Source organism: Paracoccus sulfuroxidans (genome assembly GCF_007830335.1).
GTDB classification, from domain to species: Bacteria; Pseudomonadota; Alphaproteobacteria; order Rhodobacterales; family Rhodobacteraceae; genus Paracoccus; species Paracoccus sulfuroxidans.
This window is the reverse complement of the sequence record NZ_VLKU01000001.1, coordinates 87,063-104,318: the sequence shown is the minus strand read 5'-3', so window position 1 is coordinate 104,318 and position 17,256 is coordinate 87,063. Positions and strand designations below refer to the sequence as shown.

General features: G+C 65.2%; 16 protein-coding genes. 6 read left to right on the top strand and 10 right to left on the bottom strand.

Features of this window, described 5'->3' with window-relative positions:
- Positions 1 to 178: 178 nt before the first annotated feature.
- The 3 genes from IQ24_RS00510 to IQ24_RS00500 all read left to right on the top strand — a co-directional run bounded on the left by IQ24_RS00510 (position 179) and on the right by IQ24_RS00500 (position 3,566).
- Positions 179 to 1,624, top strand: coding sequence for a DEAD/DEAH box helicase (locus tag IQ24_RS00510; RefSeq protein ID WP_422386240.1), 1,446 nt, complete (start codon positions 179 to 181; stop codon positions 1,622 to 1,624).
- Positions 1,625 to 1,719: 95 nt separating this feature from the next.
- Positions 1,720 to 2,301 (top strand): thymidine kinase, encoded by a 582-nt coding sequence (locus IQ24_RS00505; protein WP_145395755.1) that lies wholly within the window; start codon positions 1,720 to 1,722, stop codon positions 2,299 to 2,301.
- A gap of 2 nt (positions 2,302 to 2,303) precedes the next feature.
- On the top strand, positions 2,304 to 3,566 hold the full coding sequence (locus tag IQ24_RS00500) for a cytochrome b/b6 domain-containing protein (protein ID WP_145395754.1): 1,263 nt from the start codon (positions 2,304 to 2,306) through the stop codon (positions 3,564 to 3,566).
- Positions 3,567 to 3,638: 72 nt separating this feature from the next.
- On the opposite strand, the gene ndk is transcribed toward IQ24_RS00500, so the two are convergent.
- Both ndk and IQ24_RS00490 read right to left on the bottom strand, forming a co-directional pair.
- Positions 3,639 to 4,061, bottom strand: coding sequence for a nucleoside-diphosphate kinase (ndk, locus tag IQ24_RS00495; protein ID WP_134680709.1), 423 nt, complete (start codon positions 4,059 to 4,061; stop codon positions 3,639 to 3,641).
- Between the two features lie 82 nt (positions 4,062 to 4,143).
- Positions 4,144 to 5,814: a glycosyltransferase family 4 protein gene (locus tag IQ24_RS00490; protein WP_158637458.1), complete on the bottom strand. Its 1,671-nt coding sequence runs from the start codon at positions 5,812 to 5,814 to the stop codon at positions 4,144 to 4,146.
- Between the two features lie 116 nt (positions 5,815 to 5,930).
- On the opposite strand from IQ24_RS00490, the gene IQ24_RS00485 reads away from it, so the two are divergent.
- The 3 genes from IQ24_RS00485 (at position 5,931) to IQ24_RS00475 (ending at position 9,071) form a co-directional block, all read left to right on the top strand.
- A complete protein-coding gene (locus tag IQ24_RS00485; RefSeq protein WP_145395752.1) occupies positions 5,931 to 7,787 on the top strand; it encodes an ABC-F family ATP-binding cassette domain-containing protein in 1,857 nt (618 codons plus the stop codon).
- A gap of 67 nt (positions 7,788 to 7,854) precedes the next feature.
- Entirely contained in the window at positions 7,855 to 8,601 is a 747-nt protein-coding gene (locus tag IQ24_RS00480) for a MipA/OmpV family protein (RefSeq protein ID WP_145395751.1), read from the top strand.
- A gap of 110 nt (positions 8,602 to 8,711) precedes the next feature.
- Positions 8,712 to 9,071, top strand: coding sequence for an SUF system Fe-S cluster assembly protein (locus IQ24_RS00475; RefSeq protein WP_145395750.1), 360 nt, complete (start codon positions 8,712 to 8,714; stop codon positions 9,069 to 9,071).
- 18 nt (positions 9,072 to 9,089) lie between these two features.
- Here the strand turns inward: IQ24_RS00475 and IQ24_RS00470 are convergent, their stop codons facing one another.
- The 8 genes from IQ24_RS00470 to IQ24_RS00435 all read right to left on the bottom strand — a co-directional run bounded on the left by IQ24_RS00470 (position 9,090) and on the right by IQ24_RS00435 (position 17,248).
- Positions 9,090 to 9,653 (bottom strand): histidine phosphatase family protein, encoded by a 564-nt coding sequence (locus IQ24_RS00470; RefSeq protein WP_242007844.1) that lies wholly within the window; start codon positions 9,651 to 9,653, stop codon positions 9,090 to 9,092.
- Positions 9,654 to 9,757: 104 nt separating this feature from the next.
- Positions 9,758 to 10,171, bottom strand: coding sequence for a cytochrome C-552 (locus tag IQ24_RS20170; RefSeq protein WP_199756447.1), 414 nt, complete (start codon positions 10,169 to 10,171; stop codon positions 9,758 to 9,760).
- 58 nt (positions 10,172 to 10,229) lie between these two features.
- Positions 10,230 to 11,522 carry a sulfite oxidase gene (locus IQ24_RS00460; RefSeq protein ID WP_145395749.1) on the bottom strand — a complete coding sequence of 431 codons (1,293 nt, stop codon included), beginning with the start codon at positions 11,520 to 11,522 and terminating at the stop codon, positions 10,230 to 10,232.
- Positions 11,523 to 11,603: 81 nt separating this feature from the next.
- On the bottom strand, positions 11,604 to 12,563 hold the full coding sequence (gene pta, locus IQ24_RS00455; RefSeq protein ID WP_145395748.1) for a phosphate acetyltransferase: 960 nt from the start codon (positions 12,561 to 12,563) through the stop codon (positions 11,604 to 11,606).
- A 3-nt stretch (positions 12,564 to 12,566) separates the two neighbouring features.
- A complete protein-coding gene (locus tag IQ24_RS00450; RefSeq protein ID WP_145395747.1) occupies positions 12,567 to 13,592 on the bottom strand; it encodes a YeiH family protein in 1,026 nt (341 codons plus the stop codon).
- A 67-nt stretch (positions 13,593 to 13,659) separates the two neighbouring features.
- Positions 13,660 to 15,441: a sulfoacetaldehyde acetyltransferase gene (gene xsc / locus IQ24_RS00445; RefSeq protein WP_145395746.1), complete on the bottom strand. Its 1,782-nt coding sequence runs from the start codon at positions 15,439 to 15,441 to the stop codon at positions 13,660 to 13,662.
- A gap of 12 nt (positions 15,442 to 15,453) precedes the next feature.
- Entirely contained in the window at positions 15,454 to 16,845 is a 1,392-nt protein-coding gene (locus IQ24_RS00440; protein ID WP_145395745.1) for an NAD(P)/FAD-dependent oxidoreductase, read from the bottom strand.
- Positions 16,846 to 16,852: 7 nt separating this feature from the next.
- The gene (locus IQ24_RS00435; RefSeq protein ID WP_145395744.1) at positions 16,853 to 17,248 is read right to left on the bottom strand and encodes a nuclear transport factor 2 family protein; all 396 of its coding nucleotides are present in this window, start codon (positions 17,246 to 17,248) and stop codon (positions 16,853 to 16,855) included.
- Positions 17,249 to 17,256 lie beyond the last annotated feature (8 nt).

Genomic DNA, 17,256 nt, shown 5'->3' with positions numbered 1-17,256 from the left:
CTGCCGCGTGAGCAGCCGCGATTCTGATCGCAGGGCAGTCGCCATTCTCATCCAGTTTCCCATTCACGCGGGGAGGCTTGCGGGTTTCGTAATCTTGCACCCGCCCCTCGCAACCGCCGCGCCTGATCGCGGCCCTCAGCCATGCGCCGATACGAGGGCGCATGCGCCGAAAGACATGATGACGACTGAACATAACAACCGTCCCCGCCGCCCCGGCAAACCGCGTGGCGCCAAGCCCTTTGGTGGCGAAGATCGCCCGCGCGTCCCGCGCGCCCCCAAAGAGGTCAGCAACTTCCGCCGCCGTAACACCGAGCCGGAAGAGAAATTCATCCGCCGTGCCATCCCCGACATGGACACGCCCTTCACCCGCATGGGCATCGACCCGCGCGTGGCCATCAACCTGTCCGGCATGGGGATCGAGACCCCCTCGCCCATTCAGGAAAAATCCATCCCCGCGATTGTCGAGGGTCGTGATCTGCTGGGCCTGGCCCAGACCGGCACCGGCAAGACGGCGGCCTTCGGCCTGCCGATGCTGACCCGTCTGCTGAAGGCCGGCCGCAGGCCTGCGCCGCGCACCTGCAGCGCGCTGATCCTTGCGCCGACCCGCGAACTGGCGACCCAGATCGCGAACAACATCGATTCCTACGCCGAAGGCACCGCCATCCGGCAGTTCCGCGTCGTCGGCGGTGCCTCGATCAACGTGCAGGTGCAGCGGCTGGAGCGTGGCGTCGACGTGCTGATCGCCACCCCAGGCCGCCTGATCGACCTGATCGAGCGCGGGGCCATCGACCTGTCGAAAACCACCTATCTGGTGCTGGACGAGGCCGACCAGATGCTGGACATCGGCTTCATCCATGCGCTGCGCCGCATCTCGAAACTGCTGTCGCGCGACCGCCAGACGCTGCTCTTCTCGGCCACCATGCCGAAGCTGATGGAGGAACTCGCCGACAGCTACCTGACCGATCCGGTCCGCGTGGCCGTGAACCCTCCGGGTCAGGCCGCCGAGAAGATCGAGCAGGGCGTGCATTTCGTGACGCAGGGCGACAAGGCCACGCTGCTGGCCGAATACATGTCCAAGCACACGCAGGAACTGGCGATCGTCTTTGGCCGCACCAAGCATGGCTCGGAAAAGCTGTCGAAAGTGCTGGAGAAATGGGGCTTCAAGGTCGCCGCGATCCACGGCAACAAAAGCCAGGGCCAGCGCGAGCGCGCGCTCGCCTCGTTCCGGGCGGGCGAAACCAAGGTGCTGGTGGCGACGGATGTGGCCGCACGCGGTCTGGATATTCCCGAGGTCGCGCATGTCTATAACTATGACCTGCCGAACGTGCCGGAGAACTATGTCCACCGCATCGGCCGCACCGCGCGCGCCGGTCGCAAGGGCCGCGCCATCGCCTTCTGCGCCCCGGCCGAGCTGGGCGAGCTGCGCGCCATCGAAAAGGCGATGAAATCGCCGATCCCGGTGGTGGGAGGCGAAGCGCCCAGCTGGGCCACGACCCAGCCCGCCGGACGTGGCGGCAATGGTCATGGCCGCGCGGGCGCTCCGGGTGGCGGCGCGGGCAAGACCGCCGCGCGCAAACGCCCGGCGCGCCGTCCGTCGCGCGCACCCAAGGCCGCGCAGCACTGACGCAACCATCGCCGGGCGACCAAAAGCGCGTGAACCCGGCGTGATCTTTCAGGGGGCCGATTGCGGCCCCCTGCCCCGACAGGCTATCTGCGCGCATGGCCAAGCTTTATTTCCACTATTCAACGATGAACGCCGGCAAGAGCACGCTTTTGCTGCAGGCGTCCTATAACTATCGCGAACGCGGCATGCAGACGCTTCTGCTGACCGCGGCGCTGGATAATCGCGGCGGCGAGGGCGTGATCGCCAGCCGCATCGGCATTTCCGAGCCCGCCACCGGCTTCACCCCCGAGACCGATCTTTTCGCGCTGGTCACCACGCTTGGCCGCGACAGCGCCTGCATCTTCGTGGATGAGGCGCAGTTTCTGACCTCGGATCAGGTCTGGCAACTGGCGCGGGTGGCCGATGACCTTGGCCAACCGGTGATGTGCTATGGGTTGCGGGTCGATTTTCAGGGCAATCTGTTTCCCGGCTCGGCGGCCCTTCTGGCGCTGGCCGATGACATGCGCGAGGTCCGCACGATCTGCTTTTGCGGCCGCAAAGCCACCATGGTCGTACGCCATGACGACAAGGGCCGCGTCCTGCATCACGGCGCGCAGGTCCAGATCGGCGGCAATGAAACCTATGTCTCGCTGTGCCGCAGGCACTGGCGCGAGGCGATGAAAATGTCTGAGGAGTAAACATGTCGGCAGGTAACGACGAACGCGGATATGGCTGGGTCGCCAAGGGCTTTCACTGGCTGATCGCGCTGCTGATCCTGACCTCGCTGGCGCTTGGGCTTTACGCCGCCAGCCTGCGCGACAGTCAGGCGCAAGAATTGCAGAAGGTGTTCGAGGCGTTCTCGGTCCACAAGACGCTGGGTGTCTCGGTCCTGATCCTGGGCGTGCTGCGCGTCCTTTGGATGCTGACCCAGCCGAAGCCGCGCCCCCTGCACCCGCAGCGGCGGGTCGAGACCTATGTGGCCGATCTGGTCCATTGGGCGCTGTATCTGGGCATGATCATCATGCCGCTCTCGGGCTGGCTGGTGCACAGCTCGGCCCCGGGAGGCTTTGCCCGCATCCTCTGGCCCTTCGGTCAGCGCCTTCCGGCGGTGCCGCAGGACCCCGCCCTCAGCGAGCGTTTTGCCGCCTTCCACGGCATCGGCTGGTGGGTGCTGGCGGCGCTGATCGTGCTGCATGTCGGCGGTGCGATGAAGCATCTGGTCATCGACCGCGACCAGACGCTGGCGCGCATGACCCATGGCCGCAACCTTGAGGAGCCTCCGAAGGACAGCCGCTTCACCAAGCTGACGGGCATCGCGGGCGCGGTGCTGCTGTGGGCAGCCGTGCTGGTTGCCGCGACCCTTGCCCCGCGCGAGGCCGATCCGCTGTTTGACGAAACGCCTGCCGCCTCGCAGCCGGCAGTGACCGCTCCGGCCTCTGCGACCTCGGCCGAGGCGGCGCAGGAAACCGCCTCGTCCGGCGCGCCGGTCTGGCAGGTGCAGGACGGCACGCTGGGCGTCTCGGTCACGCAGGGCGGCAATCCGGTCACCGGCCAGTTCGCCGATTGGAACGCCAATATCGACTATGACCCCGACACGCAGACCGGCAAGGTCGATGTCACGATCAACACCGGCTCTCTGACGCTGGGTTCGGTCAGCGACACCGCGAAGGGCCCGGACTTCCTCAACACCACGCAATTCCCCGAAGCGCGCTTCCAGGCGGATCTGCTGCCACCCGAGGCCGAGGGCCAGCCGCATCTGGCCAAGGGAACGCTGACCATTCTGGGTAAGACCGTCGATGCCGAGCTGCCCTTCACCCTGACCATCGAGGGCGACAGTGCCAAAGCCAATGGCAAGATGTCGGTGAACCGTCAGGATTTCGGCGTGGGCGCGACCTATGCCGATGAAACCACCGTGGGCTTTGCCGTCGACATCGAGTTTGCGTTGAACGCCAAGCGTCTTTAGGCCGCGCGAGTGCTGACGAAACGAAAAAGGGCCGCCCCACCGGGCGGCCCTTTCCATTCAAGGGATGACCGATCAGCCGACCAGTTCGAGGCCCGAGAAGAAGAAGGCAATCTCGCGCGCCGCAGCTTCGGGGCTGTCCGAACCGTGGACCGAGTTCTCGCCGACCGACAGGGCGAATTCCTTGCGGATGGTGCCCTCATCGGCGTTGGCCGGGTTGGTTGCGCCCATGACTTCGCGGTTTTTCAGGATGGCGCCTTCGCCTTCCAGGACCTGCACGACGACCGGCTCGGACACCATGAACTCGGTCAGTTCGCCGAAGAAGGGGCGCTCTTTGTGCTCGGCATAAAACTGGCCGGCCTGAGCCAGGGTCAGCTGGATGCGCTTTTGCGCGACGATGCGCAGGCCCGCGTCCTCGAACTTGGCATTGATCTTGCCGGTCAGGTTGCGCTTGGTGGCGTCGGGTTTGATGATCGAAAGCGTGCGTTCGGTCGCCATGGCGGATGTCCTTTTTCCATGTTCCGGGCGGATGGCCCGAAAATCCGCGCCCGGTTAGCACGCAGCCGGGGTTTTGGAAAGATCAGGCAAGCGTCGCGAGGTCGTATTTGACCAGCCACAGCACCACCCGCTCGATCGCCAGCACCGGCAGGTTCAGGCTTTTCGCGAGCTGCCCCGAGGTCAGCGGCCCCGGCGCGGCCCGCAGCGCGGCCAGCACCTTGTGAAACCTCTCGTCCGTCTCGAGCCCGCGCTTGAATTCGTGGTGGCGGCGCAGGGTCAGGATTTCGTCGATGCCCGCGCGGCCCTCTGCCGGGGTGGCCGCGACCCGCAGCATGCCCGCCTTGATGCGCTGGCTGGGCCAGGCGGCGAAGGTCGCGAAGGCCGAGGGCAGGACCGGCACCTCCAGCCGCGCATAGCGGGCGCTGTCCTCTCGGCTGACGGCGGCGCGCAGGTCATTCTGCCGCGCCCAAAGGTCCTGCATCTGCGGGATCACCTGCGCCCAGTCGAAGGTCGAGATCGCATGCGCCTGCGCCGCCCGCCCCATCCTGCGGCGCAGATCGTCGTCATTGGCCAGTTGCGCAATCCGCGTGGCCATCGCGCCGGTGTCATAAGAGGTCATCGAGGCCGCGAGCCCCTGAAAATGCAGCTCAGTATCCGTGCCGATCAGATAGCGGACGGATTCGACCCGCGAATGATCGGCGTCGCCCGTGACCGTGGGGATCAGGAAGCCGCTCTCGGGCGAGACGGTGTCGCGCAGCCCGTCCCAATCGGTCGCAATGACCGGAAGCCCCGCCGCCATCGCTTCGATGGGGGCAAGGCCGAAGGTTTCCTGCAAATTGTCGATGGGGAACAGGAACATGTCCGCGCCCGAAAAGCTGGCCTTGCGCACGGCGGCATCCGCGCCATCCAGAATATGCAGCGTCACGTCGGGCATCAGCCGCGCGGGATCGGTGAAATCGCGTTCCCGCGCGCCCACGTCCAGACGCCCGACCAGCGCCAGATGCAGGCGTTTGCCCGTCATCTGCGCGGCCTTCTGGAGCGAAAGATAAAGCGGAATCGGATCGAACTTCCCCCAGGGCACCAGCCGCGACAGCACCATGCAGAGCACGTCACCCTCGGCGATCCCCAGCTTCTGGCGCAGCTTTGCGCCCTCGGACGGGTCGGGCGCAAAGGCCGCCGTGTCGATGCCCAAGGGGATCACCTCGGTGATCGGGCGCGGGGGCGGCGCGCCGCCCGGCATGCGGCGGGCCAGATATTCCTCGGTCAGCGCAAGCTGCGTCTGCACCCCCGACTGCACAGCTCGCGAGGTGCAGATCACCGCATCCCAGGGCTCCAGCGGCGCGACGCCCAGCTGCGCAATCTGCGCCATCGAGCCGCGCGTGGCCGTCGTATGGGTGATGCCGCACAGCGACCAGGCCGACTGGCCGCGCGGCATCCGCGCCCAGGCCCGGTCGGCAATCGTCAGGGCGGGGTAATACATCGTCCCGATCCCCGTCATCTGCGGGCTATAGGTCGGCACGATCCGCAGCTCACGCCCGGGGCTGACGGTTTCGCAAAATTCGCGTGCCGCACGGGCGGCCTGCGCGGTGTCCACGCACAGCGTCAACGGCCCCTCGCCCATATGGCGCAGATAGCCGGTCAGGAAGGACTGGCCCGCCACCCGCCGCCCGTTCAGCCCGTGCCGCCCCGGATCATAGGCGTCCGAGACGAAATAAAGCGCAACGCCAGAGCTGTGTCGGGGTCCGTGGGGCATGGTTTTCATGCTTCAGCTATTCGCCATCGCGCCGGGTTCTGTCAACTTTGCTTGTCGCAGCGCCGGAACGACAGGACGCGGTTGACGATGCCCGCAGGATGCGGCACTGCGCGATCATGCTGCGCATTGACGACATATCCTATTCCATCGCCGGACGGCCGCTGTTCGAAAACGCCTCGGCCACGATCCCCTATGGCCACAAGGTCGGCCTTGTCGGCCCGAACGGCGCGGGCAAGACCACGCTCTTCCGGCTGATCCGGGGCGAGACCAATATCGACAGCGGCTCGATCAGCCTGCCCAGCCGGTCGCGGGTCGGCGGTGTCGCGCAAGAGGCGCCGGGGACCGGGATCAGCGTGCTGGACACCGTCCTTGCCGCCGATACCGAACGCGCGGCACTGCTGGAGGAATCCGCCCACGCGACCGACCCCACCCGCATCGCCGAGATCCAGACCCGCCTTGCCGATATCGACGCCTGGTCGGCCGAGGCGCGCGCAGCCACCATCCTGCGCGGCCTTGGCTTCTCGACCGAGGATCAGGCCCGGCCCACCCGCGACTATTCGGGCGGCTGGCGGATGCGCGTGGCGCTGGCGGGCGTGCTGTTTTCGCAGCCGGACCTGCTGCTGCTGGACGAACCGACGAACTATCTGGACCTTGAAGGCGCGCTGTGGCTGGAAGGCTATCTGGCGCGCTATCCGCACACGGTCATCGTCATCAGCCACGACCGCGACCTTCTGAACCGGGCCGTCGGCCATATCCTGCATCTCGAGGACCGCAAGCTGGTCCTCTACACCGGCGGCTACGACACCTTCGCCCGCACCCGCGCCGAAAAGCGCGCCCTGCAGACCGCCGAGGCGAAAAAGCAGGATGCCCGCCGCGCGCATCTGCAAAGCTTCGTCGACCGCTTCCGCTACAAGGCCTCGAAGGCCAAGCAGGCGCAGGCCCGCGTCAAGATGCTGGAACGGATGGAGCCGATCACCGCGCCCGAGGAGGCGCGCTTTCACCGCTTCACCTTCCCCCAGCCCGACCAGCTTTCGCCGCCGATTCTGGCGCTGGACGGGGTGACGGTCGGCTATGGTGACCGCGCGGTGTTGCGCCGGCTGAACCTGCGCATCGATCAGGACGACCGCATCGCCCTTCTGGGCCGCAACGGTCAGGGCAAGTCGACGCTCTCGAAGCTGCTGGCCGACCGGCTGCAGCCGATGGAGGGACGGATGACGCGCTCGAACAAGCTGCGCGTCGGCTATTTCGCCCAGCATCAGGTCGATGAGCTGGAGCTGGACGAGACGCCGCTGACCCATGTCCGCCGTCTGCGCCCGGATGAGACCCCTGCCCGGCTGCGCGCCCGTCTTGCGGGCTTTGGCCTGATGGAGGCACAGGCCGAAACGAAGGTCGGGCAGCTCTCGGGCGGTCAGAAGGCGCGGCTCTCGCTGCTGCTCGCGACCATCGACGCCCCGCATCTGCTGGTCCTTGACGAACCGACCAACCACCTCGACATCGAAAGCCGCGAGGCGCTGACCGAGGCGCTGAACGACTACACCGGCGCGGTGGTGCTGGTCAGCCATGACATGCATCTGCTGAGCCTGGTCGCCGACCGGCTGTGGCTGGTCGATCAGGGTGCGGTCACGCCCTGGCAGGGAGATCTGGACGATTACCGCAAGCTGTTGCTCAGCGGCGATGATGCGTCCTCCGCCAAGTTGGCCGAGCCTGCAAAGCCCGCAGCAGCCAAGCGCCCCTCGCGCGACCGGATACTGGAACTGCGCGCCGAGGCCCGCAAGGCCGAGGACCGCGTCACCAAGCTGACCGAGATGCTGGAAAAGCTGGACGCGATCATGGCCGATCCGGCCACCTATGACGACGCGCAATATGCCGAGAAATGGGGTCGCAAACACGCCGAGGCCAGCGAAGCCATGCAGCGCGCCGAGGCACTGTGGCTGAAAGCGCTCGAGGTTCTGGAATCTGCCGAACGGGCGTGATTTTTGCTTGCCCCGGGGCTACAATGCGGACATTGCATCCCCAATCCTTTGAACGAGGGGTCCGCCCATGCGCTGCCTGATTCCACTTCTGTTCCTTGCCGCCGCTCCGGTCCATGCCCAGTCGCTTGACTGGGGCAATTACCAATTGTCGGCGGATGTGGGCATCGGCGCGGAACGTGGCCCGGCCTATCTGGGCGCGGATGAAAGCGAAAACAGCCTGTGGCTGATCCTGCGCAACGGCTCGCTCTCGCGCCGTGATGCGGCGGGCGGCGAGACGACGGACGGTTTCTCGATCGTTCCCTCCTTCGGCTATGTCGGCAAGCGTGAAGCCTCGGATCATAACGCTCTGGCGGGCATGAACGATGTCGACGCGGCGGGCGAAGTCGGTGCAAAACTGAACTATGATCAGGGTCCGACGCGGGGCTATGTCGCCGTGCGCAAGGGCTTTGGCGGGCATGACGGTCTGGTCGGCGAATTCGGCGCGCAATACCGCTTCTCGCCGGCAGACCGGCTGTTGCTGACCGCAGGCGCCGAAGCGCGATTCTCGGACGGCAGCTTCAGCGAGACCTATTTCGGCGTGACCCCGGACGAATCACTGGCCAGCGGCATGGCCGCCTATGAACCGGGTGGCGGCTTCTATGCAGCGGCGATCAATCTTGAGGCCCGCTATTCGCTGACCGAGAACATGGCAATTCTGGGCGAGATCGAATATTCGCGCCTGCTGGGTGATGCGGCGGACTCGCCTCTGGTCCAGTCGAAAAGCGAACCGACCGTCCGTCTGGGCATCGTGCGCCGGATCGATTTCAAGTTCTGAGCCGGATTTCTGCACGGCGTTTGATCTGGCTGGTGCCGCCGCTCTGGACCGGGCGGCCAAGGATGCCTATATAAACGGTCAGATTTCAATCGATCCGGGACAAACAGCTTATGACCGCTGAACCGCTGATGGAAGGCGCACCGCTGATTGCGCCGTCGTCGACCGATCATCCGATGTATGACAATGTGGTCGAGGCCTGCAAGACGGTCTATGACCCTGAAATTCCAGTGAATATCTATGATCTGGGGCTGATCTACACGATCGAGATCTCGGATGAGAATGCCGTGCGCGTGGTCATGACCCTGACCGCCCCGGGCTGCCCCGTGGCGGGCGAGATGCCGGGCTGGGTGGCCGATGCGGTCGAGGCCGTGCCGGGCATCAAGCAGGTCGATGTCGAAATGACCTTCCACCCGCAATGGGGCATGGACATGATGTCGGACGAGGCCCGTCTGGAACTGGGCTTCATGTAAACGCCGGGGCCTGCGGCGTCAGTAAAGGATCTGGTGCCGCCCGCCCCTGACGATATGGACTGCGCCCTGAAGCACCGGCATCCGGGCCAGCTGGTCATCCGGCGACCCCATCGCAATCAGCCGCAGCATGCGCAGCGCGATCCCATGCGTCACGATGATCGCTGGACCGTCGAGCCCATCAAGGAACGACTGGGCACGGGACCTGAGCCCAGCGAAATGCTCGCCCCCCGGCGCGCGGTCGTACCAGTCAAGCTCAGCCCCCGCAAACACCGCCGGATGGGCGGATTTCAGATCCGCCTCCAGCTGGCCGGTGAAGCTGCCGATGTCGATTTCCTGCAGTCGCGCATCGCGCCCGAAGGCGTCATCCCCAAAGACAATCCGCGCGGTTTCCTCGGCCCGGCCCAGCGGGCTTGAGTAGCGGCGCACGCCCTGCGGCAGGCGCTGAAGCAGCCTCGCCTGACGGCGGGCCTGCTGGCGGCCAAGCGCGGTCAGCTCGGAATCCAGAAGCCCCTGCAGCCTGCCCTCGCGGTTCCAGGCGGTCTGCCCGTGCCGCAGCAGGTAGAGATCCGGATAGTCCTGCACCGTCGTTCCTGCCCTGTCGCCCGATCCGATATCGCCAACTACCTGCATCCGAAGGCCAAAGAAAGCCATCGGGTGCAGGTCTTGCGAAGTTCGGGCGACCGCGCCTAGCGCTCGGACGAGAAGTTCTGCTTCAGATAGGCCAGGATCACGGCCTTGGTTTCGGCGTCAGGCTCGACCATGCCCTGCTTGTCGACCATCCAGACCCACAGCTCATCCCAACGCTGGTCGGTGACGCGCTGTTGCATGATGATGCCGGTCGAATGGCAGGCAACACATTGATAATAGGTCTCTTCCGCGCCCGGTCCATCCGGCAGCCCGTCGAATTCGGGGTTGGCTGTGGTCTCGGCCTCGGGCTTGGCGGTCGCGGTCAGCGTGGTCATCGGGTCCATGACATTGCCAGCGGCGGGACGCCCGGCCAGCGCCTGCATCGGATCAAGTTGGGTATTGGCCAGCGCAAACCCGGTCGCGAGTGTCAGCGCGGCGACGCCTGCAAGGGCGCGTGAGAATATGCGGGACATGTAACCTCTCCTGCGTTTCAAGCGTGGGCCCGCGCAGGGACGCGCGGGCGGCACAGGCTCAGGCTTCGGCGACCAGCGCAATGCGGTGCTGGATATTGTTGGCATATCCCTGCGGGTTCCACGTCGGAGAGACCGGCGGCTGGCTGATGCCATCCTGATCGACCGCGCGGGCCCAGACCTCGTAATAGCCATGCTGGGGCAGCACCACCTCGGCCCGCCAGCGCTGCCACGAGAAGCGGTTCGGCGCGGGTTCCAGCTTCGCCTCCTGCCAGGTCTGGCCGAAATCGGTCGAGATATGGACCGCCGCGACATCGCCCTTGCCGCACCAGGCATGGCCGCGCACTTCGGTCGCCGCCTCGGCCTTCACACTGGCCCCGGTCTGAGGGAAGGTGATGATCGATTTGATCGGCATTTCGGTCAGGATGACCATGTCCTCTTCGGGAACTTCGGTACCGGGCGCGACCGGATAGGCTGGCAGGCGATAGGAATCGCCGGTCATCTTCGCGCCGTCATGTTCCTTGTCGCGGATCCAGATGCGGTTGAGGTATTTCTGCGACACCGAGGCCGGATAGCCCGGCACGATCAGCCGCAGCGGGAAGCCGTGAAGCGCAGGCAGATCCTCGCCGTTCATCGCCCAGGCGATGATCGCATCAGACTCCATGGCCTTCTCGATCGGCACACCGCGAGAGATCACGTCCTTGCCCTCTTCCCCCGACAGATGGACGTCATTGCCATAATGCCCGGTGTAGACGGCCGAGGGTTTGACGCCCGCCTCTTTCAGCACATCCGCCAGCCGCACGCCGGTCCATTCGGGGCAGCCGATGGCGCCGAGCGTCCATTGGTTGCCCGAGGTGCCGGGCTGGAAAAACGCCCGCCCGTTGCCGCCGCATTCGATGACCAGACGGCTGGTCACGTTCTCGAATTTCGACTTCAGATCCTCAAGCGTCAGGGTCAGAGGGTTGTCGACCTCACCGTCGATGGTCAGCGTCCAGCCCTCGGCATTGGCGTCGAGCGCCGTCTGCGGCACAAGTCCGTTCATCCGCACGAACAGGTGCTTGTAGGGCGTGACGTCATCATCCAAGAGATGCGGCGGCGTCTCGGCGTTCAGCGGCCGGTCGCCCAGCATCGTGAGCCCGTCCTTGCCCGACATGAGGTCAATCCCGGTGTCCTGCGCCAGCGCCACGGGAACAAGCCCCGAGGGTAGATGGCGCTCGAACGGGACGGTCATCCCCAGCATCGCACCCAGGGCCGACAAGCCGGTGGTTTTCAGAAAGCGGCGACGCGAGGCCCCCGGCTGGTCCTGCGTGTCGGGCAGGTCATCCGAGATCTGAGTACTGGATGTGTCCTTCATGACATTCTCTTTCCCTGGGTTGATCGTGATTGTTGTGGTTCAACGGGCGCCGGGCAGCGGTTGTTCCCGCCGGGGCGCGCGTTACGCGCCCACCTGCAGCGCGGTGATGGCGGTGGCGGCGACGATGTCGTCGACATTGCAGCCCCGCGACAGGTCGTTCGCGGGCTTCGCCAGCCCCTGCAAAATCGGGCCGATGGCGGAAAGCCCTCCGAGGCGTTGGGCGATCTTGTAGCCGATATTGCCCGAGGCGAGGTCGGGGAAGATGAAGACATTCGGTCGCCCGGTCAGCCGACTGCCCGGCGCTTTCTTGGCGCGGATCGCATCGTCGAGCGCGGCATCGAACTGCAGTTCTCCGTCCACTTCCAGATCGGGCTCGGCGGCGCGGATCAGCTCCAGCGCCTCGCGAATCTTGGCCAGAGAGTGATGCTCGGCCGAGCCTGCGGTCGAGAAGCTGAGCAGCGCCACCCGCGGCTCTTCGCCCAGCACCCTGCGGCAGCTGTCGGCGGTCGAGCGCGCGATGGCCGCCAGTTCCTGCGCGTTCGGGTCGATCACCAGCCCGCAATCGGCAAACAGCATGCCGCCCTTGACGGGCGAGGTTTTCTCGCAGGCGAGCATCAGGAAGAAGCTGGAGACAATGCCCGCATTCGGGGCCTTGCCGATCTCTTGCAGCGCGGCGCGCACGGTATCGGCGGTGGTCGCGACCGCGCCGCCGACGGTGCCATCCGCCTGCCCCAACCGCACCCGCATCGCCGCCTGACGGATCGGATCGCGCATCTCGACCACCGCCACATCCGGGGTCATGCCTTTCGACTTGCGCAGCTGGTACCAGCTTTCGGCGAGCTCCGGCAGGTCCGGGGCCTCGGCCGGGCGGATCGCGGTCACGCCGGGCAGGTCGGGTCCGTTCATCAGGCTGATGCGGGCAAGCCCTTGATCGGTGATGCGGGCGGCAGCCTCGGCAACACGGGGATCATCGCCCTCGGGCAGGATGATGTGGCGGGGTGTCGCGCGGGCAGTCTCAAAGATGCGTTCAAGCGGTTTCATGGATCACCCCAGAAGATGAATGCCGGTGACGATGAAGACACCGAGGAAGACGGTTTCCGCGACCAGCAGCGCAATCGCGCCCGGCCCGACCTCAAGCATGCGCTTGAGCGAGGTCTTGATGCCCACCGCCGCAATCGCGATCAGCAGCGCCCAGCGGCTGATATCACCTGCCCAATCGGCGACCATCTTGGGGATCAGCCCGAAAGAATTCAGCGCCGCAAGGATCAGGAAGCCCACGACGAAGCTTGGCAGCAGCGGGGGCTTTTTCCCGGCAACCTCATCACTCAGCCCGCGCTGGCGGATGATGATGGAGAAGCACAGGACGACGGGTGCGAGCATGGAGACACGGATCAGCTTCACCAGCGTCGCAGTCTCGCCGGTTTCGGGGCTGATCGAAAAGCCTGCGCCGACCACTTGGGCCACGTCATGAATAGTGCCGCCAAGGAAGACGCCGCTATCGCGCGCGCTGAAGCCGAAGGCGTCGGACAGCATCGGATAGACCACCATCGCGATGGTCGAAAGGACCGTGACGGAAAGGACGGTGAAGACGAGATCGCGTTCGGATTTTTCATGTTTCGGCAGGACGGCGGCAATCGCCATCGCAGCCGACGCGCCGCAGATCGCGACCGATCCGCCGGTCAGCAGTGCGAAACGCCAGCTCCGCCCGACAAAGCGCGTGGCGATCAGCGCAAAGAGGATCGTCAGGATCACGCCCGCGACCACGAGCGCAATCGCCGGGCCGCCAAGTTCGGCCAGCATATCGACCGAAATCCGCGCGCCAAGCAGGGCGACGCCAAGGCGCAGCACGGTGCGGGCGGTGAAGTCGATCCCCGGCGCGGGCTTGGTGCCGGGTTCAGACAGGAAGTTCAGCGCCAGTCCCAACAGCAGCGCCATCAGCATCGCGGGCGCGCCATAATGTTCGGACAGGAATTGCGCGGTAGCGGCGACAAGGACGGAAACGGCGAAGCCCGGAAACAGCGGGCTCAGCGCCGGAACGCCGAAAAGGCGCGCGACGGGATTGGTGGTCATGACTTGCTCCTGATAGACGAAGCGGCCCGGCGACAGGGATGGGAGATCGCCGGACCGCGCCGAGGCCTTAGACCGCGCCCTGCTGCGGGCGCATGTCGGCCTTGTCGATGCCAGCGACCGGCACCGGCTTCTTCATCGCGTCGCGGCGGAAGGGCTCGCCGAGTTCCTGGTTCAGCAAAACCTCGATGAAGGTGGTTTCCTTGTTCTTCATCTGACGCTCGATCGCTTCATGAAGGGCATGGGTCAGCTCCTCAGGCGTCTGGACCTGCACGCCATTGACGCCGCAGGCTTTCGCGATCCCGGCATAGGTGGTGTCGCGGTCAAGTTCGGTCCCGACGAAGTTATTGGCATACCAGAGCGTCGTGTTCCGCTTTTCCGCGCCCCACTGATAGTTGCGGAAGATGACCATGGTGATCGCGGGCCAGTCTTCGCGACCGACCGACACCATCTCGTTCATGGAAATCCCGAAGGCACCGTCACCCGCAAAGCCGATCACTGGCGTGTCGGGGTTGCCGATCTTCGCGCCAAGGATCGCCGGGAAGCCATAGCCGCAGGGACCAAAGAGACCCGGAGCCAGATATTTGCGGCCCGCCTCGAAAGTCGGATAGGCATTACCGATCGCGCAGTTGTTGCCGATGTCGGACGACACGATCGCGTCCGCCGGAACCGCCTGCATGATCGCGCGCCATGCCTGACGGGGCGACATCAGGTTCGCGTCACGCTCGCGGGCTTCTTCGTTCCAGACGGTGCCCGGATCGTCGTCTTCATGGTTGAGGCTCGACAGTTCCTGCGCCCAACGCGATTTGGTCGTGGCGATCAGATCCTTGCGTTCCTTGCGGCCAGCGTCACCCGCATTGTCGCCAAGCTGGGCGAGAATACCGCGCGCGACCTTGCCCGCATCGCCCTGAATGCCGACGGTGACCTTCTTGGTCAGGCCAATCCGGTCAGCGTTGATGTCGACCTGAATGATTTTCGCATCCTTCGGCCAGTAATCGATGCCATAACCCGGCAGGGTCGAGAACGGGTTCAATCGCGTGCCGAGAGCCAGCACGACATCGGCCTTCTGGATCAGCTCCATCGCCGCTTTCGAACCGTTATAGCCCAAGGGCCCAACCGCCAGCGGGTGCGAGCCGGGGAAGCTGTCATTGTGCTGGTAGTTCGAGGCGACGGGCGCATCCAGACGCTCGGCCAGTTTGGTCAGATCCGGGATCGCACCGGCCAGAACCACGCCAGCCCCCGAGAGGATGACCGGGAACTTGGCTTCCGACAGCAGCTTCGCGGCCTCGGCAACGGCTTCTTCGCCACCGGCCGGACGTTCAAACGCCACGACCTGCGGCAGATCGACGTCGATCACCTGCGTCCACATATCGCGCGGGATGTTCATCTGCGCAGGCGCGCTGTTCCGCCATGCCTGCATGATGACGCGGTTCAGGACTTCCGGAATACGCGAGGGATCGCGGACTTCTTCCTGATAGCAGACGCTGTCTGCAAACAAGCGCATCTGCTCCATCTCCTGGAAACCGCCCTGACCGATGGTCTTGTTCGCGGCCTGCGGCGTCACCAGCAGCAGCGGCGTGTGGTTCCAGTAGGCGGTCTTGACCGGGGTCACGAAGCCGGTGACGCCCGGTCCGTTCTGCGCGATCATCATCGACATTTTGCCGGTCGAACGGGTGAACCCGTCGGCCATCAGGCCCGCGTTCGTCTCATGCGCGGTGTCCCAGAACTGGATGCCCGCTTTCGGGAACAGGTCCGAGACCGGCATCATGGCCGAACCGATGATGCCAAAGGCATGCTCGATCCCATGCATCTGCAGGACTTTGACGAAGGCTTCTTCGGTGGTCATTTTCATCGGCGTCGCTCCTTATTTGCGCTCGTCGCGGTAGTGATAAAGGTGATAGAGGCCCCACTGGCCGAGCCGTCTGAACGGCGTCTTCCAGCCCTCGTGGGGAAGTTCGGTGTTGAAGATCGGCAGGTTCGGGACAGCTTCGCCCGCAACCAGCTGCGCCATGCGGCGACCGGCCATCGCGGAATACATGACCCCGTTTCCGCCATAGCCAAGCGCGTAGAAGGCGCCGGGCATATCGGGCAGGCCGGTGATGCGGGGCATCATGTCATGGCTGACATCGACCCATCCCCACCAGCTGTAGTCGAGCTCGATCCCCCGCAGCGCGGGGAATTTACGCGCCATGCCTTCCTTCAGCGCATTCAGATGCGCAGGGTTGGCCGCATCCTTGCCGGTGATCGCCGCGCGCGAGCCGATCTGCAGCCGATTGTCGGGCAGCAGGCGGTAATAATGGCGCAGCGTCCGGGTGTCGGTCAGCGGCGAGAGCTTCTGGATCCCGACTTCGGCCAGTTCGGCATCGGTCAGCACGCGCGTCACGACGCTGTTCGACATAATCGGCATCAGCCGGTCCTTGACGCGGGGGTTCAGCCCCCGCGGTGCATAGGCCGCCGTCGCAACCGCCACCCGCTTGGCGCGCACCGTGCCCTGCGGCGTGCGCAGGTGATGGGCGCCGTTGCGATATTCCCAGCTTTCGACCGGGCTGTCGGTGTGGACCTTCGCCCCCAGCGAGCGTGCCAGCTTCAGGTAACCGAAGGCCAGCTTTGCCGCATGGATGCCGACCCCGTCGGCCTCCCACATGGCGCCATGGGCCTCCATGTCGCGGGCAACGGTCTGGTGCAGCTCGTCGCGGCTGAGCATGCGGGCGTCATAGCCAAAGGTGTCGCGCAGAAGGGCGGCTTCCTTTGCCAGCGTCGGCATGACCGACGCCTTATGGGCGATGTAGTAATGCCCGCCGTCCTGAGGATCGCAGTCGATATTCGGATCCTTGATCAGGTCGCGAAACAGGTCGAAGGCCTCGCAGACCTCGGCATGCATGCCCTTGGCGACATCGAGGCCCCAACGCTCGATCCACTGGCTGCGCTTCAGCCGCCCCGAGCTGACCTGCGCCTGCCCGCCGTTCCGGGTCGAGCAGCCATAGGCCACGCCATTGGCTTCCAGCACCACGGCCTTGATGCCATGCATCTTGGCCAGGTGGATGGCGCAGGAAAGGCCGGTATAACCCGAACCGATCACCACGACATCGGCGTCCATATCACCCGTGACCGGGCCGTCGTCTTCCGGGGCGGGACCAGCGGTCCCGATCCAGTAGGTCGGTGCATAGTCGCTTTTCGGTCCAAGCGACCTCGCGGTCATGGGGTCATAATGCGGGTCGAAAGGGACCGAACCCGCGCGCTTTTCGATTGCCTTCATGGCAGCCTCACTTGGCGGGAATGGCCGGACGTTGCTTGCGGATGGCCTGCTTTTCGACCAGCTTGCCGTCCTTGATGCGGAAGAGGTCAACACCCTGAACCTCGGTCCGGGTGCCGTCCGGGTTGGTGGCGCGGAAAGTCCACTGGCTGACGCCGCGCGTCCCGTCTTCCGAGATGAAATGCGAATGATCCGCCCATTGCACGTCCGGCATCGTCGTCCAAACATTGGTGAAGGCTTTGGCAATCGCCTCTTTCCCGTCGATCCGGTTGCCGTATTCATTGTCACCGGCGACCGTGAAGAAGACGCAATCATCGGCGAAATGGGTCATGACACCGTCGATGTCGTGGCGGTTGAAGGCGTCGAACGTGTCCTTCAGATCCTGTGCGGTCAGTGTGCGAGACATGGAAAACT

What these genes read in the sequence shown, in the direction of transcription:
- IQ24_RS00510 (WP_422386240.1), top strand. Translation starts at nt 179, where the DNA reads ATGACGACTGAACATAACAACCGTCCCCGCCGCCCCGGCAAACCGCGT.
- IQ24_RS00505 (WP_145395755.1), top strand. Translation starts at nt 1,720, where the DNA reads ATGGCCAAGCTTTATTTCCACTATTCAACGATGAACGCCGGCAAGAGC.
- IQ24_RS00500 (WP_145395754.1), top strand. Translation starts at nt 2,304, where the DNA reads ATGTCGGCAGGTAACGACGAACGCGGATATGGCTGGGTCGCCAAGGGC.
- ndk (WP_134680709.1), bottom strand. Translation starts at nt 4,061, where the DNA reads ATGGCGACCGAACGCACGCTTTCGATCATCAAACCCGACGCCACCAAG.
- IQ24_RS00490 (WP_158637458.1), bottom strand. Translation starts at nt 5,814, where the DNA reads ATGCCCCACGGACCCCGACACAGCTCTGGCGTTGCGCTTTATTTCGTC.
- IQ24_RS00485 (WP_145395752.1), top strand. Translation starts at nt 5,931, where the DNA reads ATGCTGCGCATTGACGACATATCCTATTCCATCGCCGGACGGCCGCTG.
- IQ24_RS00480 (WP_145395751.1), top strand. Translation starts at nt 7,855, where the DNA reads ATGCGCTGCCTGATTCCACTTCTGTTCCTTGCCGCCGCTCCGGTCCAT.
- IQ24_RS00475 (WP_145395750.1), top strand. Translation starts at nt 8,712, where the DNA reads ATGACCGCTGAACCGCTGATGGAAGGCGCACCGCTGATTGCGCCGTCG.
- IQ24_RS20170 (WP_199756447.1), bottom strand. Translation starts at nt 10,171, where the DNA reads ATGTCCCGCATATTCTCACGCGCCCTTGCAGGCGTCGCCGCGCTGACA.
- IQ24_RS00460 (WP_145395749.1), bottom strand. Translation starts at nt 11,522, where the DNA reads ATGAAGGACACATCCAGTACTCAGATCTCGGATGACCTGCCCGACACG.
- pta (WP_145395748.1), bottom strand. Translation starts at nt 12,563, where the DNA reads ATGAAACCGCTTGAACGCATCTTTGAGACTGCCCGCGCGACACCCCGC.
- IQ24_RS00450 (WP_145395747.1), bottom strand. Translation starts at nt 13,592, where the DNA reads ATGACCACCAATCCCGTCGCGCGCCTTTTCGGCGTTCCGGCGCTGAGC.
- xsc (WP_145395746.1), bottom strand. Translation starts at nt 15,441, where the DNA reads ATGAAAATGACCACCGAAGAAGCCTTCGTCAAAGTCCTGCAGATGCAT.
- IQ24_RS00440 (WP_145395745.1), bottom strand. Translation starts at nt 16,845, where the DNA reads ATGAAGGCAATCGAAAAGCGCGCGGGTTCGGTCCCTTTCGACCCGCAT.
- IQ24_RS00435 (WP_145395744.1), bottom strand. Translation starts at nt 17,248, where the DNA reads ATGTCTCGCACACTGACCGCACAGGATCTGAAGGACACGTTCGACGCC.